This window comes from Dictyobacter arantiisoli (assembly GCF_008326305.1).
Lineage (GTDB): Bacteria > Chloroflexota > Ktedonobacteria > Ktedonobacterales > Ktedonobacteraceae > Dictyobacter > Dictyobacter arantiisoli.
In genome coordinates this window covers 18,584-35,804 of sequence record NZ_BIXY01000076.1, presented here as the reverse complement: position 1 = coordinate 35,804, position 17,221 = coordinate 18,584, and the positions used below count along the sequence as shown (strand labels likewise).

The window sequence follows — 17,221 nt, the reverse complement described above, 5'->3', positions numbered from 1 at the left end:
CGTCGTGGGTCTGGGAGGGCCTGAAGTGCTTCGTACAGTGAGAGCAACGAAAGGCTTTCTTCATTCGTCACGGATGCTCTCTTGAGCGTCAAGGTAGTATAATCCATATGAGATTTCCTTTGTGGTTTTGAAGTTTTTTGTATTCTACAAGGAAATCTCTTTTTTTTCACCTCCTCTAGGAGAATTGGAAAGCCCTGATGGTTGATCAGAGTTCAAACAATCATCAAACTTTTCAACAATAGCGAGGTTGCCAATTTGAACAAGTTCTAAATACTCAATGCGAGGTGAGGTAATTTTGTAGTTACGGGCATAGGAGGATGCTATATTTTTGACATAAGGCAAACAACTTACAATCATCTCATCCTTTGCTTGTACATCGTTCTTTAAAGCACGATCTAAAAGACATTGCTCCTGATCAGGTGTCAGAGGAACAACAACCCCAAGATCCTTCGTATACTGTTGTTCAAGTGTTAATATTTCACCATATAATGCTGTCTGTGAAAGTCGTTTTTTCATAGCATCCTGCCTTCTCTGAGATTGACAGGCTAGACCCGATGCTACATACTGAGAAAGAGAGTCTAGCCAAGCCGAACGCGAAGCAAAGTTCATCTCACCCGCTGGCTAATGGTTGCAGCCACTAGCCAGCACTCTTACAATCCTTCAGTACTATGATCACGGCAACGATCCCGCTGACATGCATCACACACCCAACAGAAACAAACTTGACTACCAATATGTAAAACCATCCACAAGCACCGAGCAGGTGTAGCGCAGAGATAGCAATATTCGAAAGAAACGACTTGTTTTTCGACAAGCTGAACATTCTCAACGACTTTCTTCGCTACAATATCAGCAGTTCGCACATACTGATCCTGCAATTTCTGTTCCTCAGACTATCTCTTATACCAGGAAGCAATCTTAGGAGATCTAAACCTCTATGTTTCCTGGGTGAAGAGAAACGGAAAAATGTCACTTGCAGCTTTTGATGCTAATGATAGAAGAACCGTCCTAGCATATATTGCAATTATTCCTATCAAAGAAAGCACCATACTAAAAGTACTAAAAGGTGAAATGAAGGAAACGGATATCAGGCCTGAAGACATTGAGCTATATGATAGGAAAGGTGGATATACACTTTTAGCAGAAAGTGCTGCATGTCATCCTGATTATCCCGAAAAACTAGGCGAGGTTATCCGTTACTTGCTCAATTATTGGCTTGAACAATATCCAGACCGCTATATAGAAAAAATCTACGCCCAGGCAGCCAGTGACAAAGGAGATATTCTAATACAAAAACTTTTCTTCGCCCCATTGTATGATCTAGCTGAAGATGCTTATGTGTTAGATATGAAACGCCCTGGAGCCTCAAGATTGATAAGGAACTTTCAAGACAGTTTAAAAAATAAAACCAATATCTAGAAAACAACATGAATGGAGCAGAAGAAAACCATGTCACAAACAAACGACACAAACAGTAGCTTCCATCCATCAGAAATACCCGTTGTTATCTATTGTCGTGTATCCACAGATAGACAAGAAGAAGACGGAGAAAGCCTAGAATATCAAGAAGAAAAATGTCTACAATATGCCAAACTACACAACTACAAAGTCATAAAAGTTGTAAAAGAAGCAAAGAGTGGATATATACACTACAGCCTACGCGAACAATTAACCCTTGCTCGACACTTAATACATGATGAATTAGCAAAGGTACTAATTGTATTTGACCTACGGCGTCTTTCCCGTAACTTTGTCCACTCAGCCATAATCTTTGAGGAAATAGAACAAGCTGGAGGTTCTGTAGTTAGTGTTAGCGAGAATATTGATAATAGCCTCACAGGAAAACTCATTCGCTCTATTCTTGCATGGAGTGCAGAGTCAGAACGTCACAAAATTGTTGAATACGCAAATCGACATTGGCAAAACAGACTAGCCCAAGGCTTGCCTATGGCAACAGGAAGAGCGCCCTATGGATGGGACTGGACAGATGAAGATAAAACATCTTATACCCTTAATCCAGAGTTAGCAGCTATACGTTTCTCATTATTCTACATGTTTATTGATCTAGATATGAGCTTGAGAAGTATTGCTCACAAACTCACAGAAGACAATATCCCACCACCATCAGCAACCCGCAATGAAAAGAAGACGGCTAAAGGATGGTATCCAGAAACCATACGCCAAATGATGATAGACGAAAAGAACATTGGAACCCTTACGATTTGTAAAGTAACTTACATACTTTCAGAAAGTGGAAAAAAAGTAGCCAGACCAAACAAGAATATGCGAAAAATACCAAATGCAATGCCAGCAATAATAGACGCAGAACGGCACAGCATGGTATTAAGAAAGTTAGAATTAAACAAAATAGAAAAAAGTAATTCTCCCAAAAAAGTTGAAAATTTCTTGCTACGAGCAGGATACATCTATTGCGGAGAATGCAAAACAAGAATGCGTGCAGCGACAGACAATAAAAAAGGACATGAGTACCACTACTATCAATGTGGATACTATAATAACAAATATACAACATGCAATGCACGTACACGCATCCAGACACAAGCAGTAGACAAATTAGTATGGGAAGAATGTTGTCACATCTTTGAGCGGCTAGAACTTATTCAAGAGGTCCTAGAAAAGGAGGCAGAAAAAGCAGTAGGAAGACTATTAGACAACACCACCGCAAACAACCACATTCTACAAATAGAAACAGAGATAAGCTATGCAAAGGAAGAACAAAAGAGACATACAGAAGGAAGCTACTACTACAACCTCATCACACAAGATATCCAAAATAAGAAAGAACAGCTTCAGAAATATAGAGAGGAAGCCCAAAAGTCAACACCCCTCATAAGTCGGGCAGATACATACAAAAAACGAATCCAGAATTTCATTGATTTTCTCAGGATCATGAAAGGAAAATATCAGCAAGCTGATTATAAAGAAATAAGAAACGCACTATATATTCTAGGCGTTAAAGTTTACATTAATAAACTACCTCATATCAGTAAAATGCCTCACGAAGAATACATTATCCCCAACGGAAAAATACACATAACCTATTCACCAGTTCTAACAGGTGTCCAGTTATCCAAAGATAATGCCTGGGAAGAGCCATCCGATGATGATAAACAGCAGCTAAGCTTATGGTCCTGACAAAGCCACAAAGTCAGTACTTCTCCAATTCTATCTCCTCTGGTTGTCATCAAAGATGCAAAGGTGGCACTATGTTTCAGGCACAGGTACAAACAAGGGAACGGTGAAATAAAACGTAGTGCCTCTATTGATGACGGTATCAAAGCCGATGAAACCGCCATGTTGCTCGACAATCAATTTCGCTATCGAGAGGCCCAATCCATAGCCACCCATCTTCGATTGCTGGCTGTGATTCGATTGATAGAAACGCTCAAAGACATGCGGCCGATCCTCTACTGGTATACCATAGCCGGTATCAGAGACAGAGATCATCTCAGATGTATCGTCATACCGATGCGCGCTTACCGTGACAGTTCCTCCGGGTGGTGTAAACTTAATAGCATTGGTGACCAGATTGTTCAAAACCTGCTTGATACGCTGAGGATCAATGTATAAAGAGGGTACGCTGGATGCAACATCCTGACACAGCGCCACCTCAGCCTTGAGTGCCTGGGGCTGCAAACTGCGCATCACCTGTCTGACCAGACTCAACAGACGCACTTCCTCCTGCTTCACCTCAAACTGTCCCAGATCTGAACGCGTCATAAACAGGATATCTTCCACAATCGAGACTAATTGTTGCACACCCTCCTGAGTATACCCCAGATACATGCTCTGCTCATCCGTCAGTTCGCCCATATGTCCCTGCAATAAGAGATCGATAAAACCATGTACGGAATTGAGCGGTGTACGCAATTCATGCGAGACCATCGAGACAAAATTCGAACGTACCTGATTCGCAACTTTCCACGCCGACATATCCCGCGCCGTAAATACTATGGTAGATTGCTTCCCTACTTTGACAGGATTGACACTGGTGGAAACTTCATACATATGCGAGGAGTCTGCCCCTAGAATAAGCTCTTCATTGGGAAGGGGTGATTGACGCTCGAGCGCACGTACAAGTGGACAGCTCGATGTGCCACAGAGCATCATATGATTGAGGTTTTTACAATTGAGAACCGTCGTGCAATGTTTTCCAACCGCCTCTTGTGCAGAGATGCCAAGGGTAGTAGCGGCTACGGGATTAAGATATAGCAGACGAAAATTGTGCTTCAGGGCAATTACAGCATCTGAAGTCGTTAGAATCGCAGCATCCACCGTTGGTTGCCACTTCTCTGAAGGAGGAGCGGACACCACATCAGGACAATGCTCCGGAGAGGATTTTTCAGATGTAACGGGTAAAGAGAGAGCCGTTTGCTCTTCGTCTGGCACTTGTTTTTGAATACGCTTCCTCAACCTGACCCAGCCTTTCCCACGATATCACAGAGTTTTCAATTCGCACATTCCCATGTAACACCATATATCTGCAACACCTGACCCTTTTGTGCTAGCAGAAAGACAATATTTCCGCTATACAAAACACTAAGCGTGTCAAACAACACCTGAAGAACGCTTGCACACTCCTATTCATCTATCCAATCCACATGCATACCCATATATAAACAGAAGCGTGTAGAGATAATACCAGTGCAAACCTTTGTATAAGACAAACGCTAAAAAATCCTGTCCTATTTCACAATAAACTTATAGCCAAGCCCTCGTACCGACACAATATATTGAGGACGATCCGCATCAAGCTCCAGTTTTATCCTTAAGCGGCGTATATAGACATCCACAATATTACTATTATTCTCGTTATCATTCCACACTTCGGCCAGTAACTGGTCCCTATTTACGACCTGACCCGAACTATTCATCAACGTTCGCAGTACATGCATCTCGGTGGGAGTCAATGTAATTGGAGCGCGTGAGCCAATTACCACTTTCAACTCCGCCGGAAAAAGTTCAATCTGACCTCCACGAATACTTTGATTGCCAACCTTGCTATTTTTCTTGATGCGACGGAGCACCGCCTGAACGCGCGCCACCAGTTCTTGATGATTATAGGGTTTACAGATATAGTCATCTGCACCGATATTAAACCCCTGCAATTTCGCCTCGATTGTATCTTGAGCAGTCATGAAAATCAATGGAATCTCATAACCTTCAGCACGCAATTTTGCCGAAAACTCAAAGCCATTGATATATGGCATCGTCACATCAAGAATCAGCAAATCCGGTTCCCGTTTTTGAATCATCTGCATGGCCCCACGCGGGTTATCGGCTGTCTCAACCTCGTATCCCTCTTTACTGAGAACGAATTGCACCAGCGTGTTCGCAAACCGATCATCATCAACGACTAGAATGTACACAATTTTCCCCTCTTCTTGATTCCTCAGTTTGCCGCGCACCCCCTGTAGGTAGAACCCTCATACCGGCATGCATGGCGCGTGCATGCGAGCAGTTGTACCTATAGGCATCAGGATGATCCTGATGAAATGATGCCTGCTCAGGCACCTGTCTCAAACAATTTATGTACATACAAGAACGAGGAGCGTATGTAGGGGGGACATACGCGACTGGTTCTAGCGAACATCGATACATTATTAATGAGTAATATGTGTGTATGGTACACGTTCGGTGCGTGTACTGTCAAGATGAGGCTTTTAGTGCACGTAGTTTCTCCAGATGGATCATCAAAATGGCGACATCCGCCGGTGTTACGCCCTCTACCCGTGAGGCCTGCCCGACCGTGAGTGGTTGTGTACGCTGTAATTTCTGGCGTGCCTCAGTACGGAGGTGAGGAATGGCCTGGTAATTGACCACATCTGGAATGCGCATCTCTTCTAAACGACTGGTGCGATGAACCAATTGTTCCTGCTTGCGAATATACACTTCATACTTCACCTGCAAATCGACCTCTTCAGCTGCCTCATCATCCAACACCGGAAGATGCGGCAACGTTTCAGCCTTCTCACCTGCCTCGATGCTCTCAACAGGATAAGAGGTGTCCGCCAGTGCCATCCGCTCTTGTTCGACACGTTGCGCCATTTGCGCGATCTGCTGATAATGGACATCTGGTCGGCGTAACAACTCGCGCCCCGTCAACATTTGTCCCAGAGGAGGAATACCAACCTCCTGAGCACAATTCTCAACTAGCTTTGAGGAGGTAAAGGTGAGGGTATCGAGTCGCACCAGGGCATGCTCAATCGCCGCACGCTTCTGCGCCACCTGGAAATAACGCTCCTCATTGATCAAGCCTAAGCGATAAGCATGCTCACTCAGGCGCAGGTCCGCGCTATCAGGACGGAGCAACAGACGGTGCTCGGCCCGTGAGGTATGTAGACGATACGGCTCACTCATAGGACGCGTTACCAGATCGTCGATCAACACCCCGATATACGCTTCATGACGTCCCAGCACAAAAGGCTCTTCCCCACGCGCGCTCAGAGCTGCATTGATACCAGCCATAATCCCTTGCGCGGCAGCCTCTTCATAGCCCGACGTCCCATTAATCTGTCCAGCCAGGAAAAGACCGGCCACCGCCTTGGTCTGCATGGTAGGTGAGAGCTGCTCGGGTGGCACATAATCATATTCGACCGCATAGCCTGCACGCATCATCTCCGCATGCTCGAGACCAGGAATCGAACGCAACAGATCGAGTTGTACATCCTCGGGCAAACTGGTATTCAAGCCTTGAACATAGATCTCGCCTGTGCGCCATCCTTCAGGTTCCAGAAAGATCTGATGGGAGGTCTTACTCGCGAAACGCACAATCTTATCCTCAATTGAGGGACAGTAGCGCGGGCCAATCCCCTCGATCACACCGGTATAGAGTGGCGAACGATGCAAGTTGTCGCGTATCACCTGATGTGTCTGCTCGGTCGTGCGCACAAGATAGCAGGGCAGTTGTGGACGCCATCCATGCAAATCTTCATCGGTCACAGGATAAATGGGATTGGGACGTCCACCGGCGAGCTGTACATCCTCATGCGCGTCAGTATCGCGTGAGAAATACAGCGGGACGCTGCTGCCAGGCTGCCTTTCAGTTTTACTGAAATCAACCGAGCGCGCATCAATACGTGGAGGAGTGCCGGTTTTAAAGCGCCGAATATCCAGACCCAATGCCTGCAACGAGCCAGAGATACCCAGCGCGGGACCTTCACCGGCACGCCCACCTGGCTGTGTCTTCTCGCCCATCACCAAACGTCCATTGATAAAGGTACCCGTCGTCAGGATCACCGAAGCAGCTTCGTAATACCAACCAGTGTTGGTCACCACACCTGTTACGACAGGGCGTCCATCGCTCCCCTGGTGGCTGATAAGCTGTGAAATCGTTGCCTGCTTTAACTCGAGATTCGGCTGGCCCTCCAGGACAAACTTCATCGCCAGACGGTAGGCTTGCTTATCACACTGAGCACGCAGAGCTTGTACGGCGGGACCCTTACTGGTATTTAACAGACGGATTTGAATGAATGTGCGGTCGGTATTACGACCAATCTCACCACCTAACGCATCAATCTCTTTAATTAAATGTCCTTTTGCGGGTCCACCCATGGATGGATTGCAGGGCATCAACGCGACGCTATCCAGATTCATCGTCAGCAGCAGCGTCTTGCGTCCCATCCGGGCACTGGCCAGAGCCGCTTCACAACCGGCGTGTCCAGCGCCTACCACAATCACATCATAAGTCCCCCGTACCAATAGATCCGGGGATAGATTCTTGCTCTCTGTGCCGTTACTCATAGTAATGTTACCTGGTTGATTCCTCTAATAATATGAACGATTTTTCATTCCTGCGCGATTCGTATTATGCCTTAGATACCTGCCTTCGTCAATATTCATAGCTATAAACTAGTATTTTATGATACAAAAAGACTGAAATGCGATGACGCGTTTCATCATGAGTTGCAGCAGCTAAAAAGCAGCAAAGGAAAGCAGCCACGAAATCGAAGCAAATATTGGACTCCTTCCAAAATTAGCCACAAAAATGATTGACGGATAGTCTGAAGCATGGTAATATCAGTATTGCTAAACACGGGGCGATGGCGGAATGGTAGACGCAGGAGACTTAAAATCTCCCGGCTGAAAGGCTGTGAGGGTTCGACTCCCTCTCGCCCCACTTCTTTAGCAGACCCGCCTCATAAGCCGCTTTATCCCACACCACATTTTAAAAACTCGCTCGAACGCTAGCCAATTTTTGGCTTTTTCTCGAAAGTCTCCTGGGTTGAAAAAACGACCCTAGCCCAGGAGACATGTAAATCGCTCACAAAGTGTTTGATTCCCATCACCATCAGGATACCTGCTGGCAGGCGCATGCGCGCCTGCGCCCTTTTTATTATGTGATGTAGAAAAGGTTCGAAGAACCTTTTCTACATCACATAATAAAAATCTGTTTGAGCACCATTGGTGCGAAAACTCATGCGCCAGGATGGCGAAGGCCATAGGTGGGCGGCCTTTTTTAGTGTGTAGTGCAGAATATGTGCGAAGCACATATTCTGCACTACACACTAAAACCCTTTTGAGCACCGTAGGGGCGAAACTCATGCACAGAGATCGTGGAGAGCATGGGAATCAAACACTTTATCAGCCAATAGACTGAGCTAAAAGGGAACTGTACGAGGACTATTTATCTAACCGCGCAGGACCTGTAGAGTTGCGTACAATTAATTGTGTGGGGATAATCAGTGGTACCGGAGCCTTGTTTCCTTGTATGAGCTGAATCAAAGTATCTACCGTCCCTTTACCGATGCGTTTTTTATCCTGGCGAACAGTTGTGAGGGGTGGATCGGAAGTTTCACTCAGATCGATATCATCAAATCCTACGACAGATACGTCTTCAGGGACACGGATATGCTCTTCTTTTAATGCCTCAAGGATGCCAAAGGCCAGCATGTCGCTACTGGCAACGACGGCGGTAAAATCCCGCCGCTCATGTAAAAGCGACTTCATTGTCTGGTAGGCATCTCTGGTATTCCAGGCTGTCTGGCAGATAAGCTGGGGATCCATCACCAGACCAGCACGCGCCATGCTCTGTTGCTGTCCCATCAGTCGCTCTGTGCCCGTATTTGAAAAAAGATCTCCGACAAAGAAGGCAATGCGTTTATGGCCCAGTTGAAGCAGATGCTCCGTTGCCTGTTGAGCGCCATCCAGATAATCCGATTTCACATAAGTGGCGTGCTCGCCCTGAAAAAGACTATCAATAAATACTGTTGGGATGGTCGAACGGCAGAGCATTGGAATACGACTATCATTCGTATTTAAGGCTATCGTAATCACGCCTTCAATGCCCCGATTCTGTAAAGTAAGCATATAGCCAATCTCTGGATTCTCACTTACATTCGTTGGATTATATGAACGCGTCGGTAAAAAGAGATCATAGCCTGCACTGGCCAGTTCATACTCTAAATGTCTGAGTATCTCTAAAAAAAAGTAGAACTCTGTATTGGTGATTTGCGAAAGATTCAGTCCATTTTCCTTGCCAAAGAGGGTCAAAGCAACCAGACCTGAACGTTGGGCTGACCCCAGGGCATTTGCTCCATATCCCAGCGCAGCCACGGCCTCATAAATACGCTTCTTCGTCGTCTCACTCACATGTGAGGAACCATTGAGAACGCGCGACACCGTTGCCCGGGAAACGCCAGCTAAGCGTGCTACTTCCTCACTTGTGGCCATCTCTCTCTCCCTACAAGATGAATAACATCCATTAAGCATGTCTTTCCATAGAATGGGATGAACACTTGTAACATTTTCATCGCTAAATATCCCATAGCTCAGTTTCTTTGTCAAGCAAGCAGACTCAATAGTCAGCCTGCTTTTTCGTGGCTTCTGAAACTACCGCTTCTACTATTCTATTGGCTCTATTAATGATGCTGTTTCTTTTTTACAGCTTGCTTGCTAATATCATTCTGAAGAGACCAGTAATGTTACGTCATTGTAACATTACTGGTCTCTTTTACTACATATTTAAAGATTTCTCACATGATTATCCATAATTAGTAGTACAGTGTGCATACTTTGTCACAAAACACAATATAAGTATTGACACTCACGTACAATATAGTTACACTTGTACATATAAAGATACTTACCGTGTTTATCAGCCAGGAATTGTTACGTTTTTCATAAAAACGGTATTCAAAAAAGTATCTTCTCAACATTCTGTACCAATGATGGAACAGAGAATTTGTTCAAGGGAACAATGAACTACGGATTGAGAAGTGAGTCGAGTGGCTTACGTTGTCTCTTATTTGATTCAATGGAGATGAAACGATGGCGCAAACTACCCACCATTCACAGGCGATGAGCCGAAGATCTTTACTCCAGCGCGCAGGCCAGGGCGCAGCAATCCTGACTGCGGGATTAACATTACCCGAACTGATTGCAGCCTGTGGTGGTACCACCGGCACCGTTGGCAGCGGTCCCCAACAGCTTACAGTCGCTTATTGGACGAGTGTGGTGCCTGAGAAAGAACTGCAAGCCGTCTTTGATGGCTTCGCAAAGCAAAACAATGCCAAAGTAACCTACTTCCAACTTCCTCAAGGTTTCGGCGATACTGTTCAGAAAATGACAACCTACCTCTCTTCAGGTTATGCCGGTCTGGATGTCCTCTGGCTGGATGACTTCATGACGGCTACCTTCAGTAACGCAAACTGGTTAGCTCCTCTCGATGGTGTTGTTCCTGCCAGTAGTTTCTCAGCCGTGGCCGACGCACAACTCAAACTGAGTACCTACAATGGTAAACACTATCGCCTGCCCGGCAATTTTGGTACGGTAGTTTTCTTCTATCGCAAAGATCTTTTTGATAAAGAGGGCATCAGTGTCCCAACGACCTGGGATGAACTGGTGCAGGCCGGTATCAAATTGACGAAAGATGGGGTCTATGGCTTAGCTCTGGCTGGCAAAAACGGTAATACAGAGCTGTTCAATGAGATGTGCTATTGGATGGGACAGGCCGGGGGAGATCCTTTGCATATGAATACACCTGAGGCGAAAGAGGCGCTTCAGTTTGTCTATGATATGCTCCATAAACATAAGATCCTGGCCCCTTCTACCGTGACGGATGATTACACTTCAATCCAGACCAGTTTTGAGAATGGCAAAATCGCGATGTGGATTAGCTGGGATGGCCTGTATGAGAGTACGGCGGTCTTCCCCAACGTCGCAAAAAACTATACCCTCGGCGTTGCGCATCCACCGATGGGTCCCAAAAATAATGGTACGATCATCGCAAACTGGGGTTGGGCGATTAATAAGTATTCTAAGAATCCTACCATGGCTGGTAAATTCATCGAATATGCAACCAGTATCGATTCACAAATCCATCTGGCAAAAACCGGATCAACCCCTCCCCGTACCGATGCTCTGACAAATTCCGAGGTGCAGAAAGCGCTCCCTCAGAGCAAATATGATGCCGATTATGTGAAGAACGTTGAGCTTCACTATCGCCCGATTACCGCCCATGCTCAGCGTGTCTCTGACGCCTTCGAACAAGTTGTCAATAAGTACTTGAACAACCAGATTGACTTAGCAACGGCTATGAGCCAGGGACAAGCTGCCGTCAATCAGGCCATGCAAGGATAACGTGTCTCTAGCTTTTAGAAGGAAGTAAGAGAGGATTTCTATGTATGTAGGAACCGCGAAGGTTCCTACAGCCACGGTGGCTGTGGGAACCCGTAGACGGCGTAGGCGTCTATTACTGCTGGCATATCTGTTAGTGGCTCCGGCGATCATCTGGCGTCTGGCCGTTGCGATCTATCCATTCCTGATTACGCTCTATCAAAGTTTCACCGATAGTAGCCCGCTCTCGGGAACGCCACGCTTTATCGGCCTGGATAATTTTGTGCGCATGTTCCACGATCCAATGGTGATGCAATCCCTCGGGTTTACCTTTCTCTTTACGGTGGTTTCAACCTTTGTGCAAATGGTATATGCATTGGGGATCGCATTTCTACTCAATCGGCCTTTTCGCGGTCGAGAGCTGGTCCGTGCCATTAATCTTTTGCCCTGGGCCATGCCGACCATTGTGATTGCCACGGCCTCGCAATGGATGTTTAACAATCAGTATGGCATGATCAATGATCTGATTATACGTGTGCTGCCATTCCGTCCCCTCTGGCTCGCTGATCCTACGCTGGCTCGCATCGTGGTGATCTTGCTGGATGTCTGGAAAAACGCACCCTGGGCCTCGATTATTCTACTGGCTGGTCTGCAAAATATTCCCAGTGAACTTTATGAGGCGGCGAAAGTCGATGGAGCCTCTTCGTGGCGGACCTTACGCTCTGTCGTTTTACCTCTGCTGGCTCCCTTGATTTTCACGCTCTTGATCTTCATTTCCACGGCGCGTGTCTTGAGCTTTGATCTGGTTTATGGTCTGACCCAGGGAGGACCGGGCAACTCCACAACCTTGCTCTCGTATCAGATCTATCAACTGGCCTTCACGGGTCTCTATTATGGCTATGGGTCGGCGGTTGCAGTCTTTGCCTTCCTGATCGTGCTTTTCTTGAGTTTGTTCTTTTTCCTGTTTATGCGTCGTAGCGAACGCGCCTTGTAAGGGGGTATACAATATGTCCACCGCTGAGGTTCATTCTCCTCCACAAACGCCGGGGCTGACCAGGACACCGAAAAAACGCTCATTCTTTGCAAACATCCCCCCCGGCACAGTCGCATTGTATATAGGAGTCATACTGTTCCTGCTGATAACAGTGATACCAATCTATTGGATAGTTTTATCAGCCTTTACACCTATTACTGAACTGTTTACCACGCCATTGAACTATATTCCAGTGCATCCCTCATTTATAAATTTCCAGACGGTTGCACAGATTGTTCCATTGGATCAACAGTTTATCAATAACACTCTACTCTCAGTGCTCTCGGCTGCCTTCTCAGTGCTGGTATCTTTGCTGGCCGCGTATGCCTTTGCACGGATATCCTTTCCCGGCAGCAATATACTCTTTCTCGGCTTGCTGATTTCTGGTTATCTACCAACCATTTCTATCATCATTCCATTGTTCCAGATGTTTGAAAATCTCTCGCTGCTGGACTCGATTCAGGGCCTGGTTATTCTTCTGGTAAGCTTCTTGATGCCTACCAGCGTCTGGATCATGACATCGTTTGTACGGCAAATACCGGTTGAACTTGAAGAGGCTGGCCAGATTGATGGAGCAAACTTCCTGTCTATCTTCTGGCACGTGATTATCCCTGTGCTCCGGCCATCGATTGCTACCCTGTTCCTGATTAATCTGGTCGCTAGCTGGCAGGAATTCTTTTTCCCACTCATCTTCAGCCGTTCGGATGCTTCCGCAACCCTGACCCTGGGTATTACCCAGGCGGCCGTAAATCCACAGTATCAAACAGTGGCCTGGGGCAACGAAGCAGCCATGGGATTAATCGTGATTGCGCCGATTTTCATCATAACAATTGTGTTCCAGAAACAAATTGTAGAAGGCTTGATGGCAGGTTCTCTGAAGGGGTAACTCTCGATCAGGCTTTCCTGATATACATATATTGCTACGTAACAAAGAGGAGATTGTAAAAGATGGCAATTAAAATTGCGATGATTGGAGCCGGATCGATTGGCTTTACGCGTACGCTATTGCGCGATATCTTATCCGTACCAGAATTGGCCGATACGACCTTTGCCTTTACAGATATTTCCACGCAGAATCTTGAGATGGTGGCACAACTCTGCCAACGTGAGATTGACGCAAGCAAACTACCTGCGCAGATCATTGCGACAACCGATCGCCGTGCGGCCATCGCTGATAGCGATTATGTGATCAGCACAGTTCGTCAAGGCGGCCTGGCAGCCTTTGAGACCGATATTGATATTCCATTGAAATATGGGGTTGATCAATGCGTAGGGGATACATTGTCGGCTGGTGGCCTGATGTATGCTCAACGTACGATTCCAGCCCTGCTAGACTTCTGCAAAGATATTCGGGAAGTAGCCAGGCCAGGCGCGCTTTTCCTGAACTACTCTAATCCGATGGCAATGAATGTCTGGGCCTGCAATACCTATGGTGGGGTGCCCACCATCGGCCTGTGCCACGGCGTACAGGGAGCGCACTGGCAGATTGTTCACTGTATCGAATTATGGGCGAAAAAAGAAGGCCTGCTCGCAGAAGAAGAGCATCTACACCGTCGGGATGTGGATGTGATTGCGGCTGGTATCAATCATCAAACCTGGTTCACGAAGGTTGAATGGCGTGGTAGAGATATGGTGCCTCATCTGCTGGAACTTTTCGAGGCGCATCCTACCTATCCAACCACGGAAAAGGTTCGTATTGATGTGTTACGCCGCTTCGGTTACTATAGCACCGAATCCAACGGCCACTTGAGCGAATATCTCCCCTGGTATCGCAAACGTATCGCAGAGATTCCACAATGGATCGATCTGTCAAACTGGATTAATGGCGAAACCGGCGGCTATTTGCGCGTGTGCACTGAAGGACGCAACTGGTTTGAAACTGATTTCCCAAACTGGTTAAAGGAAGAGCCACAACCGATCAGCCAGCAGAAGCGCAGTGAGGAACATGGTTCGTATATCATTGAAGCCCTGGAAACCGGTCGCATCTACCGGGGACACTTCAATGTCATCAATCAGAACCATATTACAAACTTACCCAACGGCTGTGTGATCGAGATTCCCGGCTACGTCGATAAGACAGGCATCAACATGCCGGTGGTCGGCGATCTGCCCCTGGCCTGTGCCGCAACCTGTTCGGCCAGTGTTCGGGTACAGGAGATGGGTATGCTGGCCGCCATTCGTGGTGATATCACACTGCTCAAGCAAGCAATGTTGCATGATCCTCTGGTCGGGGCTGTCTGCAATCCAGAAGAGGTCTGGCAGATGACAGATGAGATGCTCGTTGCGCAGGCGCAATGGCTCCCTCAGTATCAAACAGCGGTCCCACAGGCAAAATCCCGCCTGGAACAGGCCGAGCAAAATGGCACACGCGTCAAAACCGTTGAAACCAGAGGTGCAGCACGCCTGCCCATCAAAACCGTTGCAGAGATGGCCAGCAACCGCGCCGAAGCCAGAGCAAACGCCAGCGCCACCGACAAAGGAAAAATGACCAAAATCTCATAAATCGAAAACGACAGAATGAGGGACAAAAAAGGCGAGCTCATGGCTGCTCTTTTTTGTCCCTCATCTAAGATGCTCCTATATCACATATGTTATCTCGCTAAGCTAAAATTTAGAGTATTCCATTCGAAGAACGAGAATCATGATGGAGAAGTGTAGGTGCGTACCGAGGCCGCAGCCGAGGTGCGCTTTCCTCGTCTCGTACCAACATCTCCCCCCAACGCTCTCCCATGCTTGAGCACCATGCCCTGCTCGAGGGGATCGGACGAATACCCCTCCGTTTTTGTTCATCATTCCTTTCCTTTGAGCGGTCCTGCTCGTGAGGGGTGATTGGTGTTTTGGTACGACTTCGGATGCAATATTTAGGGCGGCGCGATTGTTATAATAAGTAAGATGAGAATAAATTACCTCCCCTGAAAGGTACTTCGTTAGAACAGTACAGGCTGTAATTTTGATTGAGATGAATTATTGCGTCTATACGATATAGAGAGAAAAGAATAATGTATCCAACGATGCAGGTTTCCAACACAGAGCTTGCGCCTAAACTTGTAATCGATGCTGGCAAGCCTTCCCTCTTGTCACTCTGTCGGTCTCATGTTACACTTCGACAAAAGATTACAACTTTTTTAACCGCAGCTCGTAATTAGTGAGAGAAGACGTCGTATATCGTCCTCTTATGATCTGCATCGAGTTTAATGAATAAATGAGCGGTGATAAATGTTAGAATCAACTGTAAACGCTTCAAATGTGCTGGGGGGGATTGCGACCGGGGCGCTGAAAAAGCCAGCTCGCAGAACACGTCGTAGTCAGAGTAGTGGATCAACAGATGCAGCGGGTGTACAGGGTATTGCAAGTAGCATGGCTCACACCAAAACAAAGGCTGGCGCCATTGTAGAGTCGATGAGCGATGCAGCGCTCGTTGAACTCGTTCTCGGTGGTGAACAGGACCTCTTCGCGGTGCTCATCGAGCGCTATAAAGATGCCGTGCAAAACCTCTCATACCGCATGCTTGGTAACATAACTGAAGCTGAAGATGTAACCCAGGAAACATTTGTGCGAGCTTTTACACAGCTTGCTACTTATAAGTCCGTCCATAAATTTAGTACCTGGCTGCTTTCCATTGCCTCCCATCTCGCCATTGATCAGTTGCGGAGAAGACGCTTCCTGGCATTGCCACTGGAAGATGTGCCATTTTTGGAATGGATTGTCGATGTGGGTGTCAGCCCGGAACAATCCGCTTTACGGGGCGAGCAGCAGGATGATATTCAAGTGTATCTCCAACGACTGCCCAGCAAGTACCGTGCGGTAATTGTGTTGCGTTACTGGTACGACTTCTCCTATGAAGAGATCGCCAACGCACTGACATTGACGCCAGCGCTGGTTAAAGCGCGTTTGCATCGTGCTCGCGAATTACTGGCTCGCTACATGCAACAGAAAGCACCCAATGAGGAGGGACCAATCGATGCGCTGTCGCGACGCTAAAGAATGGCTGAGCGCTCAGCGTGATGGCGAACTTGATCCGTCTGATTCGTCATACGCTAAGGCTCTCCAGGAGCACCTCTCAGAATGTGCCTCTTGCCGTACCTTTGCGCACCAACAGCAAAGCCTCGATGCTGTGTTCAGTTCCTTCCAGGTGACGACTACGCGTACAGCCACCAGCGAGACACCTGTGGCATGCCCGGTCAGCATATCAACTGATAAAATCATGCGGGCCATTCAACAACAAAATCATATTACTCATCAACTTGAGGATCTGCGTCAGCAGCAAAAGTCGCGCATCGAGCGCTTTCGGACCGCTGGCGCAGTGGGTACAGCATTAGGTCTCCTCACCTTGAGCAGCATTCCACTCTTGTTTTTGATCATCACACTTCTTCAAACCGATCTCGCGCTGAAAATGTTGGCATTCTTTAATGGTGCCATCGATGAAGGGATTGTGTTTGGTCAATACACACAAACCGGACTGACCCTCGTTACCCGCGATAACTGGTTGCTATCAGCGCTGGGGTTCGCGGTGGTCGTCATGATGGGGATGTGGCTTCGCTTGATGCGTCCTCCGCAAGAGGCATAGCACAAGCGAAGGTCATGATCAAATGGTGATCATGATAGGGAGTT

The 17,221-nt window shown here is 47.0% G+C and carries 13 protein-coding genes and 1 tRNA gene; 9 read left to right on the top strand and 5 right to left on the bottom strand.

The window, feature by feature from the left end:
* Positions 1-144: 144 nt before the first annotated feature.
* Positions 145-516 carry a sigma-70 family RNA polymerase sigma factor gene (locus F1593_RS20780; protein ID WP_149403485.1) on the bottom strand — a complete coding sequence of 124 codons (372 nt, stop codon included), beginning with the start codon at positions 514-516 and terminating at the stop codon, positions 145-147.
* A 450-nt stretch (positions 517-966) separates the two neighbouring features.
* On the opposite strand from F1593_RS20780, the gene F1593_RS20775 reads away from it, so the two are divergent.
* Positions 967-1,419, top strand: a complete 453-nt coding sequence (locus F1593_RS20775) for a hypothetical protein (protein WP_149403484.1) — start codon at positions 967-969, stop codon at positions 1,417-1,419.
* A gap of 30 nt (positions 1,420-1,449) precedes the next feature.
* Positions 1,450-3,156 (top strand): recombinase family protein, encoded by a 1,707-nt coding sequence (locus tag F1593_RS20770; RefSeq protein WP_172632306.1) that lies wholly within the window; start codon positions 1,450-1,452, stop codon positions 3,154-3,156.
* A gap of 69 nt (positions 3,157-3,225) precedes the next feature.
* On the opposite strand, the gene F1593_RS20765 is transcribed toward F1593_RS20770, so the two are convergent.
* From F1593_RS20765 to mnmG, 3 genes are all read right to left on the bottom strand, one after another.
* Positions 3,226-4,434: a sensor histidine kinase gene (locus F1593_RS20765; RefSeq protein ID WP_149403482.1), complete on the bottom strand. Its 1,209-nt coding sequence runs from the start codon at positions 4,432-4,434 to the stop codon at positions 3,226-3,228.
* A 272-nt stretch (positions 4,435-4,706) separates the two neighbouring features.
* Entirely contained in the window at positions 4,707-5,390 is a 684-nt protein-coding gene (locus F1593_RS20760; protein ID WP_172632305.1) for a response regulator transcription factor, read from the bottom strand.
* Between the two features lie 280 nt (positions 5,391-5,670).
* Complete coding sequence (gene mnmG, locus F1593_RS20755) at positions 5,671-7,764, bottom strand: tRNA uridine-5-carboxymethylaminomethyl(34) synthesis enzyme MnmG (protein WP_149403480.1); 2,094 nt, start codon at positions 7,762-7,764, stop codon at positions 5,671-5,673.
* Positions 7,765-8,057: 293 nt separating this feature from the next.
* Here mnmG and F1593_RS20750 point away from each other — a divergent pair.
* Positions 8,058-8,140: transfer RNA gene (locus tag F1593_RS20750), tRNA-Leu, on the top strand.
* 503 nt (positions 8,141-8,643) lie between these two features.
* Here F1593_RS20750 and F1593_RS20745 read toward each other — a convergent pair.
* Complete coding sequence (locus F1593_RS20745) at positions 8,644-9,693, bottom strand: LacI family DNA-binding transcriptional regulator (protein ID WP_149403479.1); 1,050 nt, start codon at positions 9,691-9,693, stop codon at positions 8,644-8,646.
* A 597-nt stretch (positions 9,694-10,290) separates the two neighbouring features.
* Between F1593_RS20745 and F1593_RS20740 the strand changes: the two genes are divergently transcribed.
* The 6 genes from F1593_RS20740 to F1593_RS20715 all read left to right on the top strand — a co-directional run bounded on the left by F1593_RS20740 (position 10,291) and on the right by F1593_RS20715 (position 17,177).
* A complete protein-coding gene (locus tag F1593_RS20740) occupies positions 10,291-11,601 on the top strand; it encodes an ABC transporter substrate-binding protein (protein WP_149403478.1) in 1,311 nt (436 codons plus the stop codon).
* Between the two features lie 40 nt (positions 11,602-11,641).
* Positions 11,642-12,571 carry a carbohydrate ABC transporter permease gene (locus F1593_RS20735; protein ID WP_149403477.1) on the top strand — a complete coding sequence of 310 codons (930 nt, stop codon included), beginning with the start codon at positions 11,642-11,644 and terminating at the stop codon, positions 12,569-12,571.
* Positions 12,572-12,584: 13 nt separating this feature from the next.
* Positions 12,585-13,496 carry a carbohydrate ABC transporter permease gene (locus tag F1593_RS20730; RefSeq protein WP_149403476.1) on the top strand — a complete coding sequence of 304 codons (912 nt, stop codon included), beginning with the start codon at positions 12,585-12,587 and terminating at the stop codon, positions 13,494-13,496.
* A gap of 62 nt (positions 13,497-13,558) precedes the next feature.
* On the top strand, positions 13,559-15,112 hold the full coding sequence (locus F1593_RS20725) for an alpha-glucosidase/alpha-galactosidase (protein ID WP_149403475.1): 1,554 nt from the start codon (positions 13,559-13,561) through the stop codon (positions 15,110-15,112).
* Positions 15,113-15,826: 714 nt separating this feature from the next.
* On the top strand, positions 15,827-16,591 hold the full coding sequence (locus F1593_RS20720; protein ID WP_216368941.1) for an RNA polymerase sigma factor: 765 nt from the start codon (positions 15,827-15,829) through the stop codon (positions 16,589-16,591).
* Positions 16,572-17,177, top strand: a complete 606-nt coding sequence (locus tag F1593_RS20715; RefSeq protein ID WP_172632304.1) for a zf-HC2 domain-containing protein — start codon at positions 16,572-16,574, stop codon at positions 17,175-17,177. Before F1593_RS20720 ends, F1593_RS20715 begins: the two co-directional genes overlap by 20 nt.
* Positions 17,178-17,221: the final 44 nt, after the last annotated feature.